The sequence below is a fragment of the Asanoa sp. NPDC049475 genome (assembly GCF_040676915.1).
Classification (GTDB): Bacteria; Actinomycetota; Actinomycetes; order Mycobacteriales; family Micromonosporaceae; genus Asanoa.
The window spans coordinates 417,803-440,761 of sequence record NZ_JBFAPY010000003.1 but is presented as its reverse complement, the minus strand read 5'-3'; the positions used below and the strand labels follow the sequence as shown (position 1 = coordinate 440,761).

At 71.1% G+C, this 22,959-nt stretch carries 21 protein-coding genes; 13 read left to right on the top strand and 8 right to left on the bottom strand.

Annotated elements, in window-relative coordinates:
• Positions 1-97: 97 nt before the first annotated feature.
• The 5 genes from AB0J88_RS13250 to AB0J88_RS13230 are packed head-to-tail and all read right to left on the bottom strand — an operon-like array spanning position 98 to position 4,579.
• Entirely contained in the window at positions 98-949 is an 852-nt protein-coding gene (locus AB0J88_RS13250) for an ABC transporter permease (RefSeq protein WP_364345353.1), read from the bottom strand.
• Complete coding sequence (locus AB0J88_RS13245; RefSeq protein ID WP_364345355.1) at positions 946-1,938, bottom strand: ATP-binding cassette domain-containing protein; 993 nt, start codon at positions 1,936-1,938, stop codon at positions 946-948. Before AB0J88_RS13245 ends, AB0J88_RS13250 begins: the two co-directional genes overlap by 4 nt.
• A 31-nt stretch (positions 1,939-1,969) precedes the next feature.
• Positions 1,970-2,539, bottom strand: coding sequence for an NAD(P)H-dependent oxidoreductase (locus tag AB0J88_RS13240; protein ID WP_364345357.1), 570 nt, complete (start codon positions 2,537-2,539; stop codon positions 1,970-1,972).
• Between the two features lie 53 nt (positions 2,540-2,592).
• Complete coding sequence (locus AB0J88_RS13235) at positions 2,593-2,919, bottom strand: metalloregulator ArsR/SmtB family transcription factor (RefSeq protein ID WP_176984772.1); 327 nt, start codon at positions 2,917-2,919, stop codon at positions 2,593-2,595.
• 37 nt (positions 2,920-2,956) lie between these two features.
• Positions 2,957-4,579, bottom strand: a complete 1,623-nt coding sequence (locus AB0J88_RS13230; RefSeq protein WP_364345359.1) for an ABC-F family ATP-binding cassette domain-containing protein — start codon at positions 4,577-4,579, stop codon at positions 2,957-2,959.
• Between the two features lie 80 nt (positions 4,580-4,659).
• Here AB0J88_RS13230 and AB0J88_RS13225 point away from each other — a divergent pair, with 80 nt between their 5' ends.
• From AB0J88_RS13225 to AB0J88_RS13210, 4 genes are all read left to right on the top strand, one after another.
• Positions 4,660-5,412 carry an ROK family protein gene (locus AB0J88_RS13225; RefSeq protein ID WP_364345361.1) on the top strand — a complete coding sequence of 251 codons (753 nt, stop codon included), beginning with the start codon at positions 4,660-4,662 and terminating at the stop codon, positions 5,410-5,412.
• Positions 5,413-5,431: 19 nt separating this feature from the next.
• Complete coding sequence (locus AB0J88_RS13220) at positions 5,432-5,797, top strand: tetratricopeptide repeat protein (RefSeq protein WP_364345363.1); 366 nt, start codon at positions 5,432-5,434, stop codon at positions 5,795-5,797.
• Entirely contained in the window at positions 5,794-6,048 is a 255-nt protein-coding gene (locus tag AB0J88_RS13215; RefSeq protein WP_364345365.1) for a Smr/MutS family protein, read from the top strand. The genes AB0J88_RS13220 and AB0J88_RS13215 overlap by 4 nt, the downstream gene beginning before the upstream one ends.
• 97 nt (positions 6,049-6,145) lie before the next feature.
• The gene (locus AB0J88_RS13210; RefSeq protein ID WP_364345367.1) at positions 6,146-7,447 is read left to right on the top strand and encodes a hypothetical protein; all 1,302 of its coding nucleotides are present in this window, start codon (positions 6,146-6,148) and stop codon (positions 7,445-7,447) included.
• Positions 7,448-7,502: 55 nt separating this feature from the next.
• Here AB0J88_RS13210 and AB0J88_RS13205 read toward each other — a convergent pair whose 3' ends face one another.
• A complete protein-coding gene (locus AB0J88_RS13205) occupies positions 7,503-9,896 on the bottom strand; it encodes a M28 family peptidase (protein ID WP_364345369.1) in 2,394 nt (797 codons plus the stop codon).
• A gap of 167 nt (positions 9,897-10,063) precedes the next feature.
• On the opposite strand from AB0J88_RS13205, the gene AB0J88_RS13200 reads away from it, so the two are divergent.
• From AB0J88_RS13200 to AB0J88_RS13170, 7 genes are all read left to right on the top strand, one after another.
• Positions 10,064-11,257 (top strand): fused response regulator/phosphatase, encoded by a 1,194-nt coding sequence (locus tag AB0J88_RS13200; protein WP_364346112.1) that lies wholly within the window; start codon positions 10,064-10,066, stop codon positions 11,255-11,257.
• Positions 11,254-12,873: an ATP-binding protein gene (locus AB0J88_RS13195; RefSeq protein WP_364345371.1), complete on the top strand. Its 1,620-nt coding sequence runs from the start codon at positions 11,254-11,256 to the stop codon at positions 12,871-12,873. Before AB0J88_RS13200 ends, AB0J88_RS13195 begins: the two co-directional genes overlap by 4 nt.
• Positions 12,870-13,322: a response regulator gene (locus AB0J88_RS13190; RefSeq protein ID WP_089255059.1), complete on the top strand. Its 453-nt coding sequence runs from the start codon at positions 12,870-12,872 to the stop codon at positions 13,320-13,322. Before AB0J88_RS13195 ends, AB0J88_RS13190 begins: the two co-directional genes overlap by 4 nt.
• Before the next feature lie 10 nt (positions 13,323-13,332).
• On the top strand, positions 13,333-14,139 hold the full coding sequence (locus AB0J88_RS13185) for an inositol monophosphatase family protein (protein WP_364346113.1): 807 nt from the start codon (positions 13,333-13,335) through the stop codon (positions 14,137-14,139).
• Between the two features lie 99 nt (positions 14,140-14,238).
• A complete protein-coding gene (locus AB0J88_RS13180) occupies positions 14,239-15,267 on the top strand; it encodes a hypothetical protein (RefSeq protein WP_364345373.1) in 1,029 nt (342 codons plus the stop codon).
• 18 nt (positions 15,268-15,285) lie between these two features.
• Positions 15,286-16,830, top strand: a complete 1,545-nt coding sequence (locus AB0J88_RS13175; protein ID WP_364345375.1) for a fused MFS/spermidine synthase — start codon at positions 15,286-15,288, stop codon at positions 16,828-16,830.
• A gap of 41 nt (positions 16,831-16,871) precedes the next feature.
• Positions 16,872-18,446 carry a serine/threonine-protein kinase gene (locus AB0J88_RS13170; protein ID WP_364345377.1) on the top strand — a complete coding sequence of 525 codons (1,575 nt, stop codon included), beginning with the start codon at positions 16,872-16,874 and terminating at the stop codon, positions 18,444-18,446.
• A gap of 7 nt (positions 18,447-18,453) precedes the next feature.
• Here AB0J88_RS13170 and AB0J88_RS13165 read toward each other — a convergent pair whose 3' ends face one another.
• Positions 18,454-19,119: a TrkA family potassium uptake protein gene (locus tag AB0J88_RS13165; protein ID WP_364345379.1), complete on the bottom strand. Its 666-nt coding sequence runs from the start codon at positions 19,117-19,119 to the stop codon at positions 18,454-18,456.
• Positions 19,112-20,446 carry a potassium transporter TrkG gene (locus tag AB0J88_RS13160; protein WP_364345381.1) on the bottom strand — a complete coding sequence of 445 codons (1,335 nt, stop codon included), beginning with the start codon at positions 20,444-20,446 and terminating at the stop codon, positions 19,112-19,114. The genes AB0J88_RS13165 and AB0J88_RS13160 overlap by 8 nt, the downstream gene beginning before the upstream one ends.
• A 68-nt stretch (positions 20,447-20,514) precedes the next feature.
• Between AB0J88_RS13160 and AB0J88_RS13155 the strand changes: the two genes are divergently transcribed.
• The gene (locus AB0J88_RS13155) at positions 20,515-21,630 is read left to right on the top strand and encodes a glycerophosphodiester phosphodiesterase (protein WP_364345383.1); all 1,116 of its coding nucleotides are present in this window, start codon (positions 20,515-20,517) and stop codon (positions 21,628-21,630) included.
• Between the two features lie 115 nt (positions 21,631-21,745).
• A complete protein-coding gene (locus tag AB0J88_RS13150) occupies positions 21,746-22,948 on the top strand; it encodes a substrate-binding domain-containing protein (RefSeq protein ID WP_364345385.1) in 1,203 nt (400 codons plus the stop codon).
• Positions 22,949-22,959: the final 11 nt, after the last annotated feature.

The following is a 22,959-nucleotide window of genomic DNA, read 5'->3' as shown; positions in this document are numbered from 1 at the left end:
GCAGGCTGGCCTACGAGCGTGACCGCAAGACGACGCGCGACACCCAGACGCAAGGCGGCGCCGCACCGAAGTGCGGGGCCGCCTTTCCGTAACCGGCTCAGCGTCGGTTGTAGCGGTACATCGTCAGGAAGCCGAAGATGGCCACGAAGCCCGCGCTCCAGGCGAACGTCCACATGATGCTCGACGCATCAGGCGACCCCGCCATCACCGACCGGATGGCGTCGACCAGGTGGGTGATGGGGTTGACCTTGACGAAGGCCTGTAGCCAGCCCGGCATCGTCGACGGCTCCACGAAGACGTTGCTCAGGAAGGTCAGTGGGAACAGGACCAGCATGCTCACGCCCATTACCGACTTCTCGCTTCTCAGGATCAGGCCGAACATCGTCCAGACCCAGGAGAACGCGAACGAGAAGACCACCAGTAGGCCGATGCCCGCTGCTACCCCCATGACCCCGCCCGACGGGCGGAAGCCCAGGATCAGGCCTACGCCCAGGATGACCAGGGCCGCCAAGATGTAGCGCAGGACGTCGCCGAAGATCATGCCTACCAGGGCTGACGGGCGCCAGACCGGGAGTGTGCGGAAGCGGTCGAAGACCCCCTTCTCGATGTCCGTGTTGAGGCCGATGCCGGTGTACATCGTGATCATCACGACGCTCGTCACCATGATGCCCGGCAGGAAGAACTGCAGGTACGCCCCCGTGCTGCCGGCCAGCGCACCGCCGAACAGGTAGGTGAACATCAGGGTCATGATGATCGGGAAGGCGGTGACGTCGAAGAGCTGCTCGGGTACGTGCTTGATCTTGAGCATCGCCCGCCAGCCGAACGTCACCGACGCCGACCACGCGCTCGGCCTTGGCGGTCGGGCACCGGGCGCTAGGACCGCACCCAGGGTCTCGGGCGACGGGACGAAGACAGTCTGCAGGTCGGACGACGTGGCAGCGGTGCTCATCGGACGGACTCCATCTCAGAAGAGGCAGCGGGAACAGCGGTCAGCGCCAGGAACACCTCGTCCAGGCTCGGCTGGCCAAGGGAGAAGTCGTCGACCACGATGCCGGCGGCGGCCAGCTCCGACAGCGCTCGTGCCGCCTGGGTGCTCGCCTCGAAGTCCGAGCCGTCGACCCGGGCCGACAGCGACACGGGATCCGCTTCCGGCTCGACCGTGGTGCCGAGCGCCCGCGCCAGCACCTCCAGCGCCTTCGGCCGGGCACCGGCGTCGCGCAGTCGCACGTGGACGGTGCCCGAGCCGATCGAGGACTTGAGCTCCCCGGGCGTACCCTCGGCGATGACCTTGCCGTGGTCGACCACCGCGATCCGGGAGGCCAGGCGGTCGGCCTCGTCCAGATACTGCGTGGTCAGCAGGACCGTCGTGCCGTGTGCGACGACCGACCGGATGATCTCCCAGACCTGGCTGCGGCTGCGCGGGTCCAGGCCCGTGGTCGGCTCGTCGAGGAAGAGCAGCTCCGGGGTGTTGAGGATGCTCGCCGCGATGTCGATCCGGCGCCGCATGCCGCCGGAGTACTTCTTCACCTGGCGGTCGCTCGCGTCGGTCAGGCCGAACGCGGCCAGCAGCTCCTCGGCCCGCGCCTTCGCGCCCCGCTTGCGGTGGCCGAGCAGGCGGGCCAGCAGGATCAGGTTCTCCAAGCCGGTGAGGTCCTCGTCGACCGACGCGTACTGGCCGGTCATGCTGACCTTCGAACGCACGGCGTTGGCCTCGCGCACCACGTCGTGGCCGAACACCCTGGCGGTGCCACCGTCGGGGCGGGTCAGGGTGGCCAGCACCCGGACGGCCGTGGTCTTGCCCGCGCCGTTCGGGCCGAGTAGGCCGTAGACGCTGCCAGCAGGCACAGCGAGGTCGATGCCGTCGAGGGCGCGGGTGTCGCCGAACGTCTTCACCAACCCCGCAGCCTCGATCGCGTGGCCGGTTGGGCGGTCGCTCATGATGGTTCCCTCCGTGACGAAATGACAAAGATCAAGAGACGTAGGGGTGTGCGGCGCGGCCGGACCGCAGCGTGCGGCCCCACCACGAGAGCTGATCGAGCAGAACCTGAGCCGCCTGTACGGGTACGTCACCCGCCAGCCGCGCGTCGAGGTCGTCGGCGCCGTCGAGCAGGTCCACGCCGACCCAGTCACGGACCGTCACCGCGTGCAGGGCGGTGAAGACCGTGCGGAGCTGGTCGACCGCGTGCTGCCCGGCTGAGCGGCACCCGTACGAGACGAAGCCGACCGGTTTCGCGTGCCACTCGTCGTACGCGAAGTCGATCGCCTGCTTGAGCGAGGCGGGAAAGCTGTGGTTGTACTCGGGCGTGACCACGACGAACGCGTCGGCACCGTCGATCTCGGCGGCGAACGCCGACATCTGCGGCGTCGCCCGTGCCGGGTAATCGGCGGGGAACGTGTACGAGGCGAGGTCGACGATCCCAACAGCGAGCGAAGGGCGCCCGGCGGCCTGAGCGGCGAACCAGCGTGCGATCCGGTCGCCGACCCGCCCTTCGCGGGTGCTCCCGATGATCACCGCCAACCGCAGCGGCGCGTCGGTCATGGTGACCACCTCCCCTCTGCGAGGAAGGCGCGAGACGGCCCGCTAGACGAGAACTAGCGGCGCTCGCGACGGCCGCGAGCCAGCTCCGTCTCCAGGGCGTCCAGCCGCTGAGTCCAGAACCGGCGGTAGCGCTCCAACCAGGCATCGACCTCCCGCAACGGGGTGGCGTCGACCGCGTAGAGGCGGCGGGTGCCGGCCGCGCGGACGGTGGTGAAACCGTTGTCGCGGAGCACCCGCAGGTGTTGCGAGACGGCCGGTTGCGAGATGCCGAACTCCGCTTGGACGACCGCGCCGATCTCGCCGGCCGCGAGCTCCCCGTCGGCCAGCAACTCCAGGATCCGCCGCCGGACGGGGTCGCCGAGGACGTCGAACGCGTGCACGTCTCGACTGTCTAGCAGCCGGTTATATAAGTCAAGTCTAAAGCTCGGACACACGACCGTCGGCGACCGCGAGCCGGCGGTTGACGTGGACCGCGTCGAGCATCCGGCGGTCGTGGGTGACCAGCAGCAGCGTGCCGGGATAGCCGTCGAGCGCCGACTCGAGCTGCTCGATCGCCGGCAGGTCGAGGTGGTTGGTCGGCTCGTCGAGCACGAGCAGGTTGACGCCGCGGGCCTGCAGGAGAGCCAATCCTGCCCGCGTACGCTCGCCCGGCGACAGCGTGGCGGCGGGCCGCAGCACGTGGTCGCTGCGCAGCCCGAACTTGGCCAGCAGCGTGCGCGACTCCTCCGGGGCCATCCCGGGCGTGGCCGCGCGGAAAGCGTCGACCAGCGGTTCGTTGCCGACGAAGGCGCCACGAGCCTGGTCGACCTCGCCGACCACGACACCGGGGCCGAGGTGCGCGTCGCCGGCGTCCAGCGCCAGCCGGCCGAGCAGTGCGGCCAGCAACGTCGACTTGCCTGAGCCGTTGGGTCCGGTGATCGCCACCCGGTCGGCCCAGTCGATCTGGAGGTCGACGGGGCCGAGCGTGAACGAGCCGCGGTGGACGGTTGCGCCGCGCAGGGTGGCCACGACCGCGCCGGCCCGGGGCGCGGCGGCGATGGTCATCCGCAGCTCCCACTCCTTGCGGGGCTCCTCGACCACGTCCAGGCGCTCGATCAGACGCTCGGTCTGCCGGGCCTTGGCGGCCTGTTTCTCGGTCGCCTCGGCGCGGAACTTCCGCCCGATCTTGTCGTTGTCCTTCGACTTGCGCCGCGCGTTGCGGACGCCGTGTTCCATCCAGTTCCGCTGCGTACGCGCCCGCGCCTCGAGGTTGGCCTTCGTCTGGGCGTATTCCTCGTAGTCGTCCCGCGCGTGCTGCCGCGCCACCGCCCGCTCGTCCAGATAGGACTGATAGCCGCCGCCGAAGTGGTTGACCTGCTGCTGGTGCAGGTCGAGCTCGAGCACGCTGGTCACCGTGCGAGCCAAGAACTCGCGGTCGTGGCTGACCAGGACGGTGCCGGCGCGCAGGCCGGTGACGAACTCCTCCAGTCGCGCCAGCCCCGCCAGGTCGAGGTCGTTGGTCGGCTCGTCGAGCAGGAAGATGTCGTAGCGGCTGAGCAGCAGCGACGCGAGCCCCGCGCGGGCCGCCTGGCCACCGGAGAGGGCGGTCATCGGCAGCTCGGGGGAGAACCCGAGATCGATCTCGTCGAGCCGCTCGTCGAGGTCGGCGCCACCGAGCGTGAGCCAACGCTCCAGTGCGGTCGCGTACGCGTCGTCGGCGCCCGGCCGGCCCTCGGTCAGCGCCTCGGTCGCCGTGTCCAGCGTGGCCTGCGCGACCGCCACGCCGGTGCGCCGGGCCAGGAACGCCCGGACCGTCTCGCCGGGCCGCCGGTCGGGCTCCTGTGGCAGGTAGCCGACCGTCGCGGTGGGCGGGTTGAGCGCGATGCTCCCCTGCTCGGCGGGGATCAGCCCGGCCAGCGTGCGGAGCAGGGTCGACTTGCCGGCTCCGTTGGGGCCGACCAGCCCGATCACGTCACCCGGGGCGACCACGAGCGAAAGGTCGGAGAAGAGGGCCTTGTCACCGTGCCCGGCGGCGAGGTCTTTGGCGATCAGCGTGGTCATGGCCAGAAAAGGGTATCCAACCGATCGTCGATCTTGGGCTCCGTTTAGTGCGACGCTCCCCTGACCGGCAGACTGAGCGGGTGGTGACGACGTTGGCCATCGACTGCGGGGGCGGTGGGATCAAGGCCTCGGTGCTGGACGAGGCGGGCACGATGCGGGCGCGGCCGTTGCGCGTGCCGACGCCGTACCCCCTGCCCACCGCGCTCTTCGTGAAGACCCTGCTCGACCTCGGCTCCCGGCTGCCCACGGCGGACCGGGTCACGGTGGGCATGCCCGGCATGATCCGCCATGGCGTGGTCGTGGCGACTCCGCACTATGTGACCAGATCGGGTCCGCGTACGAAGGTCGATCCCGACCTGGTCGCCGACTGGACCGGGTTCGACGCGCAGGCGGCGCTGGCCGAGGCGTTCGGCACGCCGGTGCTCGTGCTCAACGACGCCGAGGTGCATGGTGCCGGTGTGGTCGCCGGTGCCGGGCTGGAGCTGGTGATAACCCTCGGCACCGGGCTGGGTTGCGCCCTCTTCGACGGCGGGACGCTCGCACCGCACCTGGAATTCTCACAGGCCCCGGTGCGTTGGGGCATGAGTTACGACACGTACATCGGTGAGCACGAGCGCCGCCGACTAGGCGACGCGTTCTGGTCCAGGCGGGTCCGCACGGTGGTGGACGGCCTGCGACCCGTGTTTCTCTGGGACCGGCTGTACCTGGGCGGGGGCAACTCCCGTTTGGTCCGGCCGGAGCAGCTGACCCGGATGGGTGACGACGTGGTCGTGGTGCCGAACACCGCCGGCATCCTCGGTGGTGTGCGGGCGTGGTCGTTGCGGCGACCCTGACAACGAGGTGGAGGTGGCAATGGATCTCCTGGAGGAGTACCGCCGGGCGACCCTGTTCTTCGAAGCCGGTGACCCGACGGAGGCGGTGCGCCTGCTGGTGCCGATCGTCGAGGCCGAGCCCGACAACGCGTCGGTGCGGCAGTTGCTGGCGCGCGCCTACTTCCAGACGGCCCAGCTCGGCCGCGCGGAGGAGCAGTTGCGGGCGCTGGTCGAGCGGGACCCGAGCGACCACTACGCCCACCACGTGCTCGGGCGCACGTTGGAGCGCCAGGGCCGCACGTCCGAGGCGCTGACGCATCTGCGGATCGCCGCCGCGATGCATGCCGAGCACCCCGACTACGCGCAGGCGCTGGTGCGGGTCGAGTCGAAGGTCAAACCCCGGTGAAGCTGAAGCTGGACCTGCACGACATCTACAACCGTGGCCACGACATCGATCGGGCGCTGCGCGGGATCATCGACGAGGCGGTGGCCAAGAAGGCCACCCTCGTCGAGATCATTCCGGGCAAGGGCTCGGGCGCGCTGAAGAAAAAGGTGCTGCGGTTCCTCGACCAGAAGGACGTCAAGCGGCTCTACCACCGGGTCGAGAAGGACTCGAAGAACTTCGGGCGCTTGTTCGTCCATTTTCGCCATAAGTAGGCGGCGCCGACGCAAATAAGGGAATTCTCCACATTCTCGTCCGGAATCGGGCACGATCGCACCTGGGTGCGTCTCATGTCTGATTCGGGGGAACGGGATGAGGGGACGATCGCTGCGCGCGGCGCTGGCGGCGGTGCTGGGATCCGGTCTGGGCGTCGCCGCGCCGACGATCGCCAGCGCGGAGATGTACGTCAACGTCCTTCCGCTGAGCGTGCCCACGACGGCCGCCGAGTTCGACGACCAGCGATGCGTTCCGGGGTTGGGTGCAGGCCCGTACGCGGACCGCGATGTCTGGGTCTTCGAGCTTCGTGGCGACCGGTCCGGTGACTTCGTCTCTGTCACCGGCACGTTCACGACGTTGGACCAGCGGCAGGTGATCCGCGAGGCGCCCAGCGCGGACGGTGGCGTCGAGAAGAGCCAGGCCTGGATCGCGGTCGAGCGTGGCTCGCGGCTGACCGCGGGGATGGCGGCCATCACCGGCACGGCCCGCGACTTCACCATCGCCCACACCTGCCCGGCCGCCGCGGTCGGGCCGGTGATCGAGCCGGCGGCCGTCCGGGCGCTTGAGCCGACGCCGACGCCGAGCGTGACCCCGACACCCACACCGACCCCGACGCCCAGCCCGACACCGACGCCGACACCGAGCGCCAACCAGCTTCCGCACGGCTCGGTCGACCTGACCGAGCCGGACACGGACCCGGCGCCGGTCGTTCCCGAGGTGCCGGCCGGCGGCGGCGCCGCCGACACCGGTGTCTACAGCGATGTGCCCGGTACCGTCGCGAACGACGGCCTGCCGAACAGCGGCGGCCCGTACACGGACGGGACCGTCCTCGACAACGGACCGTCCGCGTACGACGGTGGCGCGGTCCCGAACGGCCAGGGCGTGATGCTCGGCGACAGTGGCGGCACGTTCAGCGACCCCGGCGCGGTCCTCGGCAACGACAACGGCGCGTACAGCGACAACGGCGGCTTCAGCAGTGACGGCGGCAGCTACAGCGATGGTGGCGGCTACAGCGATGGTGGCGGCTACAGCGACGGCGGCGGGGACAACGGCCTCGGCGACGCGGGCGGGGATCCCGGCCCCACCGACAGCGGCTCACCCAGCCCCATGATCGACTGGCAGACCTCGCCGACCACCGGCCTCAACTACAGCGGCTTCGGATCGAGCACCACGGCCGACATCGAGAACCTCCCGAAGGCGCTTACCTCGGTCGAGCCAGGCCCGGCCGAAAGCCCCGGCCCGGCGACCGTCGCCCTCCAGTCCGAGGACGCCCGGCTCACCTCGCGCGGCACCGTGCTCAGCCTGACCGCGACCGGCCTCGCCTTCGTCCTCGCCGGCCTGGCGGTGACCATGTTCCGCCGCCGCAGCCGGGTCATCGGCCGGCACCGCGCGGCCTGACAGCCGACCCGCTCGGGCCCCGCCGCTGGTCAACCGGCGGCGGGGCCTACGCGCGTCAGAAGCTGTACGTCTTCGCCACCAGCACGAACTCCGAGCTGTGGCTGCCCATCACGCCGACGCCCGGCGGCCGGGGCCGGAAGCCCGGCAGGTTCTCGAGCCCGTCGCTGCCGTCCTCGACCCGCAGCCGAACCGGACCGCCGCCGGTCGGCCGCAGGACGAGCTCCACCTCGAAGCCGTCCGCCGGTGGTGCGTGGAAGATCAGTCCGAACGACCACGGCCCGGACGCGTCCACCGGCACGGGGAAGCCGCCGACGCTGGCCTTCTCCACGGCCGCGCTGGCGCCCTCGACGTGCAGCGCGGCCACCCGGACCGGCCGCTGGGGCACGACCCGCAGGCGCATCGTCCGGCTGCCGCCCGAGACCGAGTCCGACAGCGCGGTCACCGCCGGCGCCGGCAGGCTCGCCGCCTGGGCCGGGCCGGTCAGCACCTCTTCGCCACCGATCTCCGGGAAGCTGGCGGCGAGGTCCTCCTTGTTCGACACGTAGCCGGCCGTCCACGGCTGCGGTGACGACTCGTAGCTGACCCATTTGGCCTGGCCGTTGTCGGTGTCGAGCGCGTACATGAGGTGGGTCGGCACCGGGTGCGCCGGGTCGAACCGGTCGACCGCGAACGCGGTGCCGCCGACCGCCAGCGTGGCCACGAGGGCCAGCACCGGCACGCCCAGGCCGATCCGGCGCGCCCGCAGGGCGGTCAGCCCACGCTGGCCACCGGCCGCGGGCAGCAGCAGGTCGAGCACCGGCAGGGCGGCCAGGCCGAGCAGCGTGGCGAACAGTGCGCCCACCCCGCCCATCGCCATGCCGAGCGCCGGGAAGAGCAGCACCACGGTCGGCGCGAGGATCACGACGCCCACCGCGGCGGCAACGGTCAGCGGGACCACCGCCCAGGCATCCCGCAGGCGCAGCGCCACCAGCCCGCCGATCGCGCCGGCCAGCGCCGGGAGAGCGGCCAGGTAGGAGCCGCCCGGGGTGAGCGCGGCCAGCACCAGGCCGAGCACGGCCAGCCAGGCCAGGCCGCCGATCGCCAGCGCGGCCGGACCCATGCGGCGGCGGAGCAGCGCGTACCAGGTGAACAGCACGGTCACCGCGAGCAGCACGACGGTGAGGCGCCAGAGCATCGGCCGGTACGGGTCGAGCAGCGACACGTACCCGGGGCGCAGCGCGGTGACCAGCATCCAGAGCAGTTGGGCGGCCAACGGCGCGGCGACGATCGGCACGAGGGCAAGGCCGAACCCGCCGGCGACCCGGCCCCAGGTCGCGCGGCCGCTGCGGACGGCGAACACGGCCAAAGCGGCCACCAGGAGCAGCGCGACCCCGGCCAGCGGCCAGGTCAGCCAGCCGGGATAGACGACCAGCGTGCCGGGCACCGGGAAGTACGTGGCGTCGCCGCTCGCCCGCAGCGAGTCCAGGTCGCTGGCGCCGAACGCGCGCACCAGGCCGAGCGCGTTGTCGCCGTGCTGCTGAAGCGTGCGCTTGTCGACGGAGGCCGGGGTGTCCAGCGGGGTGTGGTAGAGCGCGCCGCCGTCGATGTAGGCCGAGTTCAGGCCGACGAAGTCGTTGCCGAGGAACGCGGTGAAATCCGTGTCGTTGGGCAGCAGCCGGTAGACCTCGACCGCGAACGAGGTGCCGACCGGGTGGGGGGCCGACCGGGCGAACACGTCGACCAGCTTCGCGTTGTCGCGCGAGGTCTCGAACATGATCACTGGACCGGTGCTGCCGCGCGCCTCCAGGTTGAGCGCGACGCCACCGTCCTGCGCGAGCGGGTGATTGGCGGCGAAGGCGAGCGCGCCGCACAGGCACGCCTCCTCGGCGTCCGTGAGCACGAACACCACGTTGTTGCGGAGCGGGCCGGCCTGGGTCAGTGCGCGGGCCACCTCGACGATCGAGGAGGTGCCGGCGCCGTCGTCGTTGCCACCGGGGCCGACCTGCACCGAGTCGTAGTGCGCGACCAGGAACACGGTGCCCGTCGGGTCGCTGCCGGGCAGTTCCGCGACGACGTTGCGGACGTGGGCGACGGCGGCCGCGCCGGCGCTGCCGCTGAGGTCGCCGGCCTCACCGCCGATCGCGTCCTGCACCGAGGTTCGCAGTCCGAAACCCGACAGCGTGCGCACCAGATAGTCACGCACCGTGTCGTTGGCGGCGCTCCCCGCTACGTGCGTCCGCGCGGCGACGGTGTCGATGTGCGCGGCGGCACGCCCGGCGCTGAACTCACCGGCCGGTGCCGAGACCGGCTTCGGCGCGGGCGGCCGGATGTCGAGTAACGAGATGACACCGATCGCGCCGAGCGCCGCGACGGCGACCAGGGCCGCCAATGCCCGTCGTGCGGGGTTCGCCAGCGCCCGGTCGGCGGGCTCTCGGACCGGGGTGGTCGACTCCTGAACTCCTGCGGACACCCACGTCTCCTTCGCGCAAAGTGAGATCACCTTAGATGCGCAGCGTTAACCCCGGGCGGGTCCGCCTGGCACGGTGGGTGCACGGTGCCATACGGTTGCACACCGCGGGGTCAGTTGAGTGGCGACAACGATCAAGCCGAGAGGGTGGTGACGTGGCCAACCGGCAAGTGGCAGCAGTCGCGGTGCCGCCTCAGCCTGGGCAGAAACAGCCGGCTGTGCAGCGCCTGCGGGTGCTGCTGATCGAAGACGACGACGCCGACGCGTTCCTGGTCAGCGAGCTGCTAGACGAGGCCGACGCGGCCGTCGACCTGGTCAACGCGAAGAGCCTCGCGGACGCCCGCCCCCTGATGGCCAATGCTGACTGTGTGCTGCTCGACCTCGGTCTGCCCGACGCGCAGGGGCTCGACGGGCTCCGCCAGGTGCTCGCGCAGTCAGGCGGCGCCGCGGTCTGCGTGCTCACCGGCCGGCAGGACGAGCACCTCGGCGTGGTCGCGGTCGCCGAGGGCGCCCAGGACTACCTGGTCAAGGGCCAGGTCGACGGCGTGCTGCTGACCCGCGCGCTGCGCTACGCGGTCGAGCGCAAACGGGCCGACGAGGACGCGCTGCGGTTGCGCGAGGTCGAGTTGCGCCAGGCCGAGTCGGCGCGGCTGGAGCGCGGCCTGCTGCCGCGCCCGCTGATGGAGACCGACCGGATCCGGGTGCACCCCTTCTACCGGCCCGGGCGCCACGCGGCGCTGATCGGCGGCGACTTCTACGACGTGGTGCAGAGCAACCCTGACCGGGTCGACCTGATCGTCGGCGACGTCTGCGGCCACGGTGCCGACGAGGCCGCCCTCGGCGTGATGCTCCGGGTCGCCTGGCGCGCGCTGGTGCTGGCCGGTGTGCCCGACGACGCGGTGCTGCCGGCGCTCGAGCAGGTGTTGATCAGCGAGCGGCGGCTGCCGGAGACGTTCACCACGGTGGCCACGGTCCGGATCGACCTGAAAGCCAACCGGGCGACGGTGCGGCTCGCCGGTCATCCGACACCCTTGCTGTTGAGCAACGGTAGGGTCGCTCCCGTACCGGCGCCCGGCGGGCTCCTGCTCGGGGTCGCTCCGCGTCCGCCGCGCGCCTACGACCTGGAGTTCGACAGCGATGACTGGTCCTTGTTGATGTACACCGACGGCCTGATCGAGGGACGCGTGGGCGCGGGTGACGAACGGCTCGACGTGCCGGGCCTGGTCGAGCTTGTCGAAGCCGGACGTAGCGTGCCGCTCGCCGACCTGCCCGGGTGGCTGGTCGGGCGCGCCGAGGACGGCAACGGCGGCGCGCTCGCCGACGACGTCGCGATGCTGCTGGTCACCGCGGGCGGTGGCCGATGAAGCAATGGACGCTGCGGCGCCGGTTGGTGACGCTCACGTCGCTGGTCGGCGTCGTGCTCGTGCTGATCGCGGTGGTCGCCGCCACGGTCGCCGCGCAGAACCGCAACCACCTCGACACCCTGCTCGACAAGACCGGCCCGCTGCGCACCAGCGCGCAGGGGTTGCAGAGCGCTCTGCTCGACCAGGAGACCGGCATCCGCGGGTACGCCGTCAGCGGTGACCGCAGCGACCTGGGGCCGTACACCGAGGGCGTCGCGGCCGAACAGCGTCTGGTGGCGCTCATGCGCCCGCTGCTCGACGACGAGCCGGACATCGCCCGCCAGCTCGACCGGATCGAGGAGCAGGCGACCGCGTGGCGGACCAGCGTCGCCGAGCCGGTGGTGGCCGCGCCCGATGTGGCGACCGCGCGCACCTTCGTCACCGACCAGGCGCGGCTGCGGTTCGACGAGATGCGGGCATCGCTCGACGAGTTGCAGCGGCAGATGCTGGAACTTCGCGACACCGTGGCCGACAAGGCGCGGAACACGGGCAACACGCTCGTGTTCCTGCTGGTGGTCGCAGCCGCGGTGATCATCGTGGCCGGTGTCGCGCTGCTGGTGTCCCTCAACCGGGTGGTGATCGGCCCGGTCACCGACCTCGCCGACCAGGTGCGCGACGTGCGCGCCGGTGACTACCAGCGGAGGATCACCGGGATCGGCCCGCCGGAGCTGAGCCGGCTCGCGGCCGACATCGACGCGATGCGGCAGCAGATCGCGGCGGACCTGAGCGAGGTCGGCGCGGCCCGCGAGCGCATCGAGTGGGTCAACAGCCAGCTCCAGCGCCAGGCCGAGGAGCTCATCCGGTCCAACCGCGACCTGGAGCAGTTCGCCTACGTCGCCTCGCACGACCTTCAGGAGCCGCTGCGCAAGGTGGCCAGCTTCTGCCAGCTCCTGCAACGTCGCTACGCCGGCCAGCTCGACGAGCGTGCCGACCAGTACATCGCGTTCGCGGTCGACGGCGCGCAGCGGATGCAGCGCCTGATCAACGACCTGCTGGCGTTCTCGCGGATCGGCCGGGCCACGGCCGGCTTCACCGAGATCGACCTCGACAACGTGATGAACCAGGTCAGCAGCCAGACCGAGAGCGCCCGCGAGTACGCCGGTGGTGAGCTCGTCTTCCACGACCTGCCGACCGTGCTCGGCGAAGAGGCGCTGCTGACCAACCTGCTGACCAACCTGGTCAGCAACTCGATCAAGTTCCGCCGCCCGGGCGTACCGCCCCGGGTCGAGGTCTCCGCGCGCCAGGTCGGCGAGGAGTGGGAGATCACCTGCGCCGACAACGGCATCGGCGTGGAGCCCGAGTTCGCCGACAAGATCTTCGTGATCTTCCAGCGGTTGCACTCCAAGGACGCGTACCCCGGCACCGGCATCGGGCTGGCCATCGCCAAGAAGATCGTCGAGTACCACGGCGGTCGGATCTGGGTCGACCTCGAGGCGACCGAGGGCACGATCATCCGATTCACCCTGCCGGTGCTCGCCGAGACTCCCGGCGACGACGAGACCCCGGCCGCGGACCAGCCGCCGAGCCAGACCGAACCCACCCACGACACGGACGGCGTTAAGGAAGTGGCGGCATGACTGCTCCGGCTGACGGCAAGAGCCCGATCGAGGTGCTCCTGGTCGAGGACGACCCCGGCGACGTGCTGATGACGCAGGAGGCGTTCGAGGAGCACAAGCTGCGCAACCGGCTCACCGTCGTCTCCGACGGCGCGGAGGCGCTGGCCTACCTGCGCCGCGAGGGCCAGTACGCCGACGCGGTCGCTCCCGACCTGATCCTGCTCGACCTCAACCTCCCGCGGCGGGACGGCCGCGAGGTGCTGGAAGAGATCAAGAAGGACGACGAGCTCTGCCGGATCCCGGTCGTGGTGCTGACGACGTCCGCCGCCGACGAGGACATCCTGCGCAGCTACCAACTGCACGCCAACGCCTACGTCACCAAGCCGGTCGACTTCGAGCGCTTCATCTCGGTCGTACGCCAGATCGACGAGTTCTTCGTCAGTGTGGTCAAGCTCCCCCCTCGCAACTAGGACAAATGTGATCGACGCACAACTCGGCAGTCAGGTCGACGAGCTGGTGCGGCACACCGCCGCCACCGTCGTCCTTCCCTCCTACCAGCACCTCGCTGCTTCGGAGATCAGCGAGAAAGGCCCGGGTGACCTGGTCACGGTCGCCGACCGCCGCTCGGAGGAGGTGCTCACCGCCGGCCTGCTGGAACTGTTGCCCGGGTCCGTCGTCGTCGGCGAGGAGGCCTACGCCGCCGACAAGTCCGTGCTCGCGCGCATCGGTGGCCCGGAGCCGGCGTGGATCGTCGACCCGATCGACGGCACCGCCAACTACGCCGCCGGCAAAGGGCCCTTCTGCCTGATGGTGGCGCTGGTGGACAAGGAGGGACTGGCCGCCGCCTGGATCTACGACCCGGTCGACGACCTGATGGGGTACGCCGCCGCCGGTGCCGGTGCGTTCCTCGACGGCGTGCGGGTCGAGCCGGCCGCGCCGCTCCCGGCGGACCAACTGCGCGGTGTCGCGGCGACCACCTACTACCCGGCGAACCTGCGTGCCCGGGTCGAGGGCGGCGGCGACCGGCTGGGCGAGGTCACCTCGGGCCAGCGCTGCGCCGGCCGGGAGTACCTGGACCTGCTCGGCGGTCGGCAGCAGTTCGCGATGTCGTGGCGCACCTGGCCGTGGGACCACGCGCCGGGCGCCCTGCTGGTGCGCGAGGCGGGCGGCGTCGTCCGCCGGCTGGACGGCGCGGAGTACGTCGTCGCGCCCGACCCGGGCGAGGGACTGCTCGCGGCCATCGACGACCAGACCTGGCGAACGGTGGCCGGCGCACTCGTTCCGTGACTGTCCGTCACCAAAACTCGCGGGACGGCCGGGTCGCTCCTGATCGGGTACTCTGTCCGGCGGCCAGCGGGGGAACCATTGTGACGGAAGGGAATCCCAGTGCCTCGGACGGTTACGCGACGGCGGTGGAGTGTCCTGCTCGCCGCGCTGCTCGCGGCCGTGGTGGTCGCTACCGGTGCTCCAGTCACCGGCGCGTACGCCGCGCCGACCGCACCTAAGGAAAACGACGAGAAGAAGCTTCGCGACACCCTCGAGGCCGCGGCCAAAGGCCAGATCGAGGCGCAGCGCAAGCTCGACGACTCGAAGAAGCGGGCATTTCGCCTCAACAAAGAGGTGAACGCGCTCGACACCCAGGTCGAGGTCATGCGCGCCCAGGTCGGTGTGATGGCCGTCGAGTCCTACCGCACCGGTCGGCTGACCACTTTGTCCGCGCTGCTCAACAGCGCCTCACCGGACGACTTTCTGGCCCGCGCCGGCAGCCTCGAGGTGATGGCCCAGCGCGACGCCGGCGCCCTGCGCGGCTACAACGAGGCACACGAGGCGGCGCAGCAGGCCAAGGCCCAGCTCGACGCCGAGATCCGCGAGCAGCAGAAGCAGGTCGCGACTCTCAAGAAGCGCAAGGAAGACGCCGAGCGCGCCCTGCGCAGCATCGGCGGCGGCACGACCACCGCCGGTTACATCAACGCGAACTCGCCGGCGGCCAAGCCCGCGCCGCGCAACGCCGACGGATCGTGGCCCTCGGAGTCCTGCACGATCGACGATCCGACGCCGGCCAGCGGCTGCATCACCCCGCGCACCCTGCACGCCCTGCGGGAGGCGCAGTCCGACGGGTTCAGGCGCTACGTCTCGTGTCACCGCTCCGGTGGCGGTGGCGAACATCCGAAGGGGCGGGCCTGCGACTTCGCCGCCGCGACCGACGGCTTCGAGGACCGGAGCGCGACCGGCGGCGACAAGACCTACGGCAACAACCTGGCGGCCTACTTCATCAAGAACGCCAACGCGCTCGGCGTGATGTACGTGATCTGGTACCGCCAGATCTGGATGCCGGGCACGGGGTGGAAGTCCTACAGCGGTTCGGGCAGTCCGGCCGCGGACCACACCAACCACGTGCACCTTTCCATGCTTTGATCCCACTAACCTGACGTAATGGACCAGAGCGCCGCCACAGCGGTCGAAGCGCCCGAACGTCGTCCACTGCCCGGCGGTCTCGCCGCGTTCCTGGTGTTCATGGCCAGCGGTGCCGTTCTCGTCCTGGAGACGGTGGCGTTGCGGCTGGTCGGGCCGTACCTCGGCGTCACGCTCCAGGTCACCAGCTCGGTGATCGGCGTGGCGCTGGCGGCGATCGCGTACGGCGCGTGGACCGGTGGCCGGATCGCCGACAAGCGCGACCCGCGCACGCTGCTGCCGGGCGCGCTGGTGCTGGCCGGCATCGCCACCGCGGTGACGCTGCCGGTGGTCCGTTACGCGGGTGAGGCGCTGCGCGGCGAGGCGGTCAGCGGCATCCTGCTGCTCACCGCGCTGGCCGTGTTCATCCCGGCGTTCCTGCTCTCGGCGGTCACCCCGCTGGTGGTCAAGCTCCAGCTCGGCGATCTGCGCAACACCGGGCAGGTGGTCGGCAAGCTGTCCAGTGTGGGCACGCTCGGCGCGGTCACGGCGACGCTGGTCACCGGCTTCATCCTGGTCGCCGCGCTGCCCACCTCGGTCATCCTGATCGCGCTGGCCGTCGCGCTCGGCCTCGCCGGCCTGGGCGTCGGCGCCTACCTGCGGCGCACCGAGCGGCTCGCGCTGGCCGGCACCAGCCGGGCCGGTGCGCTGCTCGCCGTGGTCGGCCTGGCCGGGGCGGCGCTCTCCACGGCCGCGCCGACGCCGTGTGACGTCGAGACCGCGTACCACTGCGCGGCGGTCGTGCCCGACCCCGCCCGCGACGGCGGCCGGACGCTGTTCCTCAACTCCGCCCGGCACTCGTTCGTCGACCTCGACGACCCCACCTACCTGGAGTTCGCGTACACCCGTTGGCTCGGCGCCGTGTCCGGCGTCGTCGCGCCCGGCACCGAGCGGATCGACGCGGTGCACCTCGGCGGCGGTGGGTTCACGATGCCGCGCTACGTCACCGCCACCCGGCCCGGTTCCAGCAACGAGGTGTACGAGCTCGACGGCGCGCTGGTCGACCTCGACGAGCGGGAGCTCGGCGTGCGCCAGGGTCCGGACCTGACCACCAAGGTGGGGGACGCCCGGATGCTGCTCGCGCGGCGCCCGACGGCCAGCGCCGACCTGGTCGTGGGCGACGCGTTCGGCCACCTGGTCGTGCCCTGGCACCTGGCCACCCGGGAGATGGCCGCGGAGGTCCGCCGCGTGGTCCGGCCCGACGGCATCTACGCGCAGAACGTCATCGACTACCCGCCGCTGCGCTTCGTCAAGGCCGAGGTGGCGACCGTGCGGGCCGAGTTCCCGCACGTCGCGCTGATCGCGCCGGTGCGGTCACTGGCCGGCGAGCAGGGCTCCAACTTCGTCATCGTGGCCTCGCCCGCGCCGCTGCCGATGGACCAGCTCAAGACGCGGCTGACCGAGGACGACGACGGCGGCGACACCACCATCGTGACGGGCGACGAACTGTCCGCGTTCGTCGGCGACGCCGAGCCGCTCACGGACGAGTACGCGCCCGTCGACCAGCTTCTCGCGAACAACGGCTGACGAACGGGTTCGAACCCGCGTTGTGCGGGCAAGACACCCGTATGGACGTGGGTGGGCGCTATCGGCTGGTGGAGCGGCTGGGTGCGGGCGGGATGTCCGTGGTCTGGCGCGGCTACGACGAGGTGCTCGGGCGCCAGGTCGCGGTCAAGGTGCTCGCGCCCTCGCTCGCCGACGACCGGGTGTTCCGCGCGCGGATCCGGGCCGAGGCGCAGGCCGCCGCGCGGCTGAGCCACCCCCACATCACCAACGTGTACGACTACGGCGAGTCCGCTGGTGCGCCGTACGTCGTGATGGAGCTGGTCGACGGCGTTCCGCTGGCCGCCTGCGCGACGCCGATGCCATGGCGCGACGCGGTGGCGATCTGCGCCGAGGTCGCCTCGGCACTGTCCGCCGCGCACGCGCGCGGGGTGGTGCACCGCGACGTGACACCGGGCAACGTGCTGCTCACCGCGGCCGGAGCCAAGGTGCTCGACTTCGGCATCTCCGCGGTGGTCGGCGAGCAGGAGCTCGGTCCGGACGGCGCGTTGCTCGGCACACCCGCCTACATCGCGCCGGAGCGGCTCGCGGGCGGACAGGTCGCCGCGGCCGCCGACGTCTACGGCCTGGGCCTGCTGCTCTACCGCTGCCTCGCCGGCCGGTTGCCGTGGCCCGGCAAGTCCAGCACCGAACTGCTGCGGTCGCACCTCTACGCGGAGCCGTCGCCGCTGCCCGACATCGACGAGCTCCCGGACGAGGTGGCCGAGCTGTGCCTGCGCTGCCTGGCGAAGGCGCCGGACGAGCGACCGACCAGCGCCGAGGTGGTCGAGGTGCTGACCGGAGTGACCGGACGCCTGCCCCGGCCCGTTTCCCCGGCGCCCGCCGGGGTCGGCAACGCCGCCAACACGACGATCCTGCCGCGGACGGACGAGCCGGAGCCGCGCGGTGTCGTGCCGGCGTCCGGCATCGCCGCGTTCACCCGACCTGGCGCCCTGCTGGCCGGCCGCCGCCGCCAGGTGCTCGGCACGGCCGCCGCCGTCGTCGCCCTGGGCGTCGTGGGCACGACCTTCGCGGCGACCCGGGGTGGCGGGGATCCGACCAGAGTGGTGACGACGACGGCGCTCGCGGCACCGGCGGCCGCGCCGGAGAAGCCGGCGTGCGAGGTCCGGTACGCGCTCCGGCGCGACTCCGGCAAGACCTTCGACGCCGATCTGACCGTGGTCAACGCGGGGTCGGCGGCCGTCTCGGACTGGTCGCTGGCCTTCACCTTCCCCGGTGACCAGAAGCTGACCCGGGCCGGCACGGCGAAGGTCGACCAGCAGGGCAGCACGGTCGTGCTGCGCTCGGCCGGGTCGACTCCGGTGCAGGCCGGCGGGTCGGCCGGATTGCGGCTGTCGGGCAGCTACGCGCGGTCGAACGCGTTCCCCGTGGAGTTCCGGCTCGACGGTGCGTTCTGCGTGCCGCGAATCTCGACGGTGACCACGGTCAGCACGCCGACCACCCGGGAGCCTTCGGCGAAGCAGCCGGTCGTGGCCAAGTCGAAGCCGAAGCCCAAGCCGCCGAAGCCCGCGAAGGCCGACTCCAGCGGCAAAGGGCCTGGTCCGACGGGTCCGGGCAAAGGCGGCAAGGGGCCGGGCTAGCTAGCGGTCAGGTCGTCGCGGCGAACTTCTGGACCTTGCCGACCGTGCCCGAGACGATCAGGGTGGCGTTCGCCGGGATGGCCATGTCCGGGGTGGCGAAGGCGAACTCCTTGCCAGGCTCCTTGACGCCCACGACCGTGACGCCGTGCCGGCCACGCAGCCCCAGCTCCGCCAACGTCTTGCCGACCGCAGCCTGCGGCACGCGGGTCTTGGCGATCGCGAAGTCGTCGTCGAACTCGATGAAGTCGATCATCCGGCTGGTGATCAGGTGGGCGACTCGGTCACCCATGGCCGATTCCGGGTAGATCACCTTGTGCGCGCCGACCGAGGACAGGATCTTGCCGTGCTTGGCCGAGATGGCCTTGGCCCAGATGTGCGGCACGCCGATCTCGACCAGCGCCAGCACGGTCAGGATGCTCTGCTCCATGTGTGTGCCGATGCCGACCACCGCATGGGTGAAGTCGGCGACGCCGAGCTGGCGCAGTGCCTCCTCGTCGGTCGAGTCGGCCTCGGCGACATGGGTCAGCCGCTCCGACCACTCCTGCACGAGCTTCGGATCGTTGTCGATGCCCAGCACTTCGTGACCGATCCTCTGCAGCGACCCGGCGACCGCACCGCCGAACCGCCCGAGCCCGATCACGACGACGTTGTCGTCGCCTCCCTTGTCAGCCAACGATGGGTCGCTCCTCCGCGTATCGATACAGCCTGCGCTGGGTGTTCAGGGCGATGGCCGACCCTACCGCGATCGTCCCGACGCGTCCGATGAACATCAGAACGACCAGGATCAACTGTGCCGTCGTCGGCAGGCCGGGAGTGATGCCGGTGGACAGGCCGACCGTCGCGAAGGCCGAGGTCACCTCGAACAGCGCCGCCTCGAAGGAGACGTTGGTGGTCGCCTCCAGCAGCGCGAACGTGCCGGTGGCGACCAGGCCGACACCGAGCAGCGCGACCGTCATCGCCTGGCGCTGGGTGGTCTCCGCGATCCGCCGCTTGCCGATCACCACGTCCGGCTCACCGCGCAGCTCGGCCAGGATGACGTACGCCAGCAGGAAGAACGTGGTCAGTTTGATGCCACCGGCGGTGCTGGCGCTGCCGCCGCCGATGAACATGAGCGCGGTCGACAGGGCCAGCGACTCGCTGTGGAAGGCGCCCACGTCGACCGTGTTGAAGCCGCCCGACCGGGTCATCGCGTCCTGGAAGAAGGCGGCCAGCATCTTCTCGCCGACCCCGAGCGGGCCAAGGGTGTCGGGGTTGTCCCACTCGAGCCCGAGCAGCGAGAAGAAGCCGAAGAACAGCAGGATGATGCCGCCGAACACGGTCAGGCGGGTGTGAGTCGACCACTTCGACGGACTGCCGATCTCGCGGAACAGCTCGAACAGCACCGGGAAGCCGATGCTGCCGGCGATCACGCCGATGGTCAGCGGCAGGCAGATCCACGGGTCGTCGACGAACCCGACCAGTGAGTCGCTGAACAGCGCGAAGCCGCCGTTGTTGAACGCCTGCACCGAGTGGAAGACGCCGTACCAGGCAGCTTTGCCGAACGAGTAGTCGTAGCCCAGCCAGAACCGCCCCCCGACGATCACCGCGATGACCGTCTCGAACGTCGCCATGGTCAGCGCGATCCGGCCCAACAACGATCGCACGTCGCCGAGCCGCAGCGACGAGTCCTCGGCCTGGGCCATCAGGCGGCTGCGCAACCCCAGCCGCTGCGACACCAGCAGCGCGAGCAGCGTGGCCATCGCCATGATGCCGAAGCCGCCGATCTGCGTCAGCACCGTCAGCAGCACCTGGCCGAAGCCGGTCCAGTAGGTCGCCGTGTCCACGACCGCGAGGCCGGTGACGCAGACCGCCGAGGTCGCCGTGAACAGCGCCGTGACGAACGGTGTCCCGCCGGGCTCCACCCGCGCCGCCGGCAGCGTCATCAGCAGCGTGCCGACGACGACCGCGCCGAGGAACGCCAACGGCACGATCCGGGCGGGGTGCTGCAGCGAGCGGCGCATCAGGCATTTCTTACCACGTTCACCGTGCGGCCAAGCGCCGGTCGTCGGACATCGATTGACTGCGGCGCATGCGACGACGTACTGCACTCTCCCTCACGCTGGCCGGCGCGGGTGCCATCGCGGCACCGGCCGTCCTGCCCGCCGCCGCTGCCGCCAAGGAGCGCCACGGCGATAAGCAGCCCCTGGTCATCGGTCACCGCGGCGCCAGCGGCTACCGGCCCGAGCACACGCTGGAGTCCTACCGCCTGGCCGTCCGCCAGGGCGCCGACTTCATCGAGCCCGACCTCGTATCCACCAAGGACGGCCACCTGGTCGCCCGGCACGAGAACGAGATCTCCGGCACGACCGACGTGGCCGCCCACCCGGAGTTCGCCGGCCGCCGGACCACCAAGACGATCGACGGCAACGCGATCACGGGTTGGTTCACCGAGGACTTCACGCTGGCCGAGCTCAAGACGCTGCGGGCCAAGGAGCGGCTGCCCCAGGTGCGGGTCACCAACACCGCGTTCGACGGCCAGCTGCCGATCCCGACCCTGCAGGAGGTCATCGACCTCGCCAAGGCCGAGAGCAGGCGGACCGGCCGCACGATCGGCATCTACCCGGAGACCAAGCACCCGACCTACTTCCAGTCGATCGGGCTCGCGCTGGAGGAGCCGCTGGTCCGCGTCCTGCGCGCCAACGGGCTCACCAAGAAGAGCTCGCCGGTGATCATCCAGTCGTTCGAGACGGCCAACCTGCGCAAGCTGGCCCGGATGACCGACGTGCGGCTGGCCCAGCTGCTCGACGCGGCCGGCAAGCCCTACGACTTCGTGGTCGCCGGTGACGCGCGCACTTACCAGGACCTGGTCTCGCCGGCCAACCTGAAGTGGATCTCGTCGTACGCGGACGGCATCGGTGCCAACAAGAACCTGCTGGTGCCCCGCGACGCGACCGGCAAGCTGCTCGCACCGACCACGGTGATCCGCGACGCGCATCGCGTCGGGCTGGACGTGCACGCCTGGACGTTCCGCGTCGAGAACCAGTTCCTGGCCGTCGACCACCGGATCGGCACCGACCCGAACGCCCGGGGCGACATCACGGCCGAGTACGAGCTGTTCTTCTCGCTCGGCCTCGACGGTGTCTTCAGCGACCAGCCCGACACGGCGGTGGCCGCCCGAGCCGCCCGCCCGCAGTCCCACCACTGAGCACCCGAAAGGCCCCTCGGCAACGGCGAGGGGCCCTTCCGTACATCTCCGCGTCACATATATGGTCGGCGGCCACATGGCCGGGGTCACATCGATGCACCTAGCGTGTGTCGCCATGACGGTTAAGGCGATGCGGCGGGCGTTCGTCACCGCCGCCACAGTGATAGCGGTGGCTGCATCAGCCACGGCCTGCGGCAGCCCGCAGGAGACGGCGACCGGCGGCGGCGACGCCACGGCCCCGGTCAAGGTCGGCATCGTGTACTCGCAGACGGGCGCGCTGGCGTCCTACGGCAAGCAGTACCTGGACGGCTTCAAGGCCGGCCTCGCGTACGCCACCGACGGCACCAACAAGGTCGGCGACCGGGCGATCGAGGTCACCGAGGTCGACGACGCCGGTGACCCGGCCAAGGCGGTGTCCGCGGCCAAGGACCTGATCGGCCAGGGCACGAAGATCATCGCCGGGTCGACCGCCTCGGGTGTCGCGCTCCAGGTCGCGCCGCTGGCCGCACAGAACAAGGTGCTGTTCATCTCGGGTCCGGCCGCGACCGACGCGGTCACCGGGGTCAACAGGTACACGTTCCGTTCGGGCCGGCAGTCGTACCAGGACGTCATGACCGCCAAGTCCTTCATCGGCGACGCGGCCGGCAAGAAGGTCGTGGTGTTCGGTCAGGACAGCGCGTTCGGCAAGAGCAACGAGACCGCGGTCAAGGCGGTCATCGGCGGCGCCGGCGCGACGGTGAGCAGCGTGCTCGCCCCGGCCAGCGCGACCGACTTCACGCCGTTCGCCAGCCAGCTCAAGGCGGCCAAGCCGGACCTGCTGTTCGTCGCGTGGGCGGGCACGACCGCGCCGGCCATGTGGCAGACCCTCGACCAGCAGGGCATCCTCGCCTCCACGACGGTCGTCACGGGCCTCGACATCCGGGCCTCGTGGCCGACCTTCGGCGCGGCCGGCACGAAGATCTCGTTCCTGTCGCACTACTTCGAGGGCGCCAGCGACAACCCGGCCGCCCAGGCGGCCAAGAGCGCGGTCGGCGGCACCCTCGACCTGTTCCACCCGGACGGCTTCACCGCCGCCCAGATGGTGGTCCGGGCGGTCGAGCAGGGGGGCGACGACGTCGACAAGATGATCAGCGCGCTGGAGGGCTGGAGCTTCGACGGGGTCAAGGGCAAGATGACCGTCCGCGCCGAGGACCACGCCCTGCTCCAGCCGATGTACCAGGCGACCCTGACCGGCAGCGGCGACCAGCTCACCGCGAAGCTCGAGAAGGCGCTCACCCCCGAGGAGGTCGCCCCACCGGCGGCCGCGATGAAGGGCTGAGCGAGTTGGCC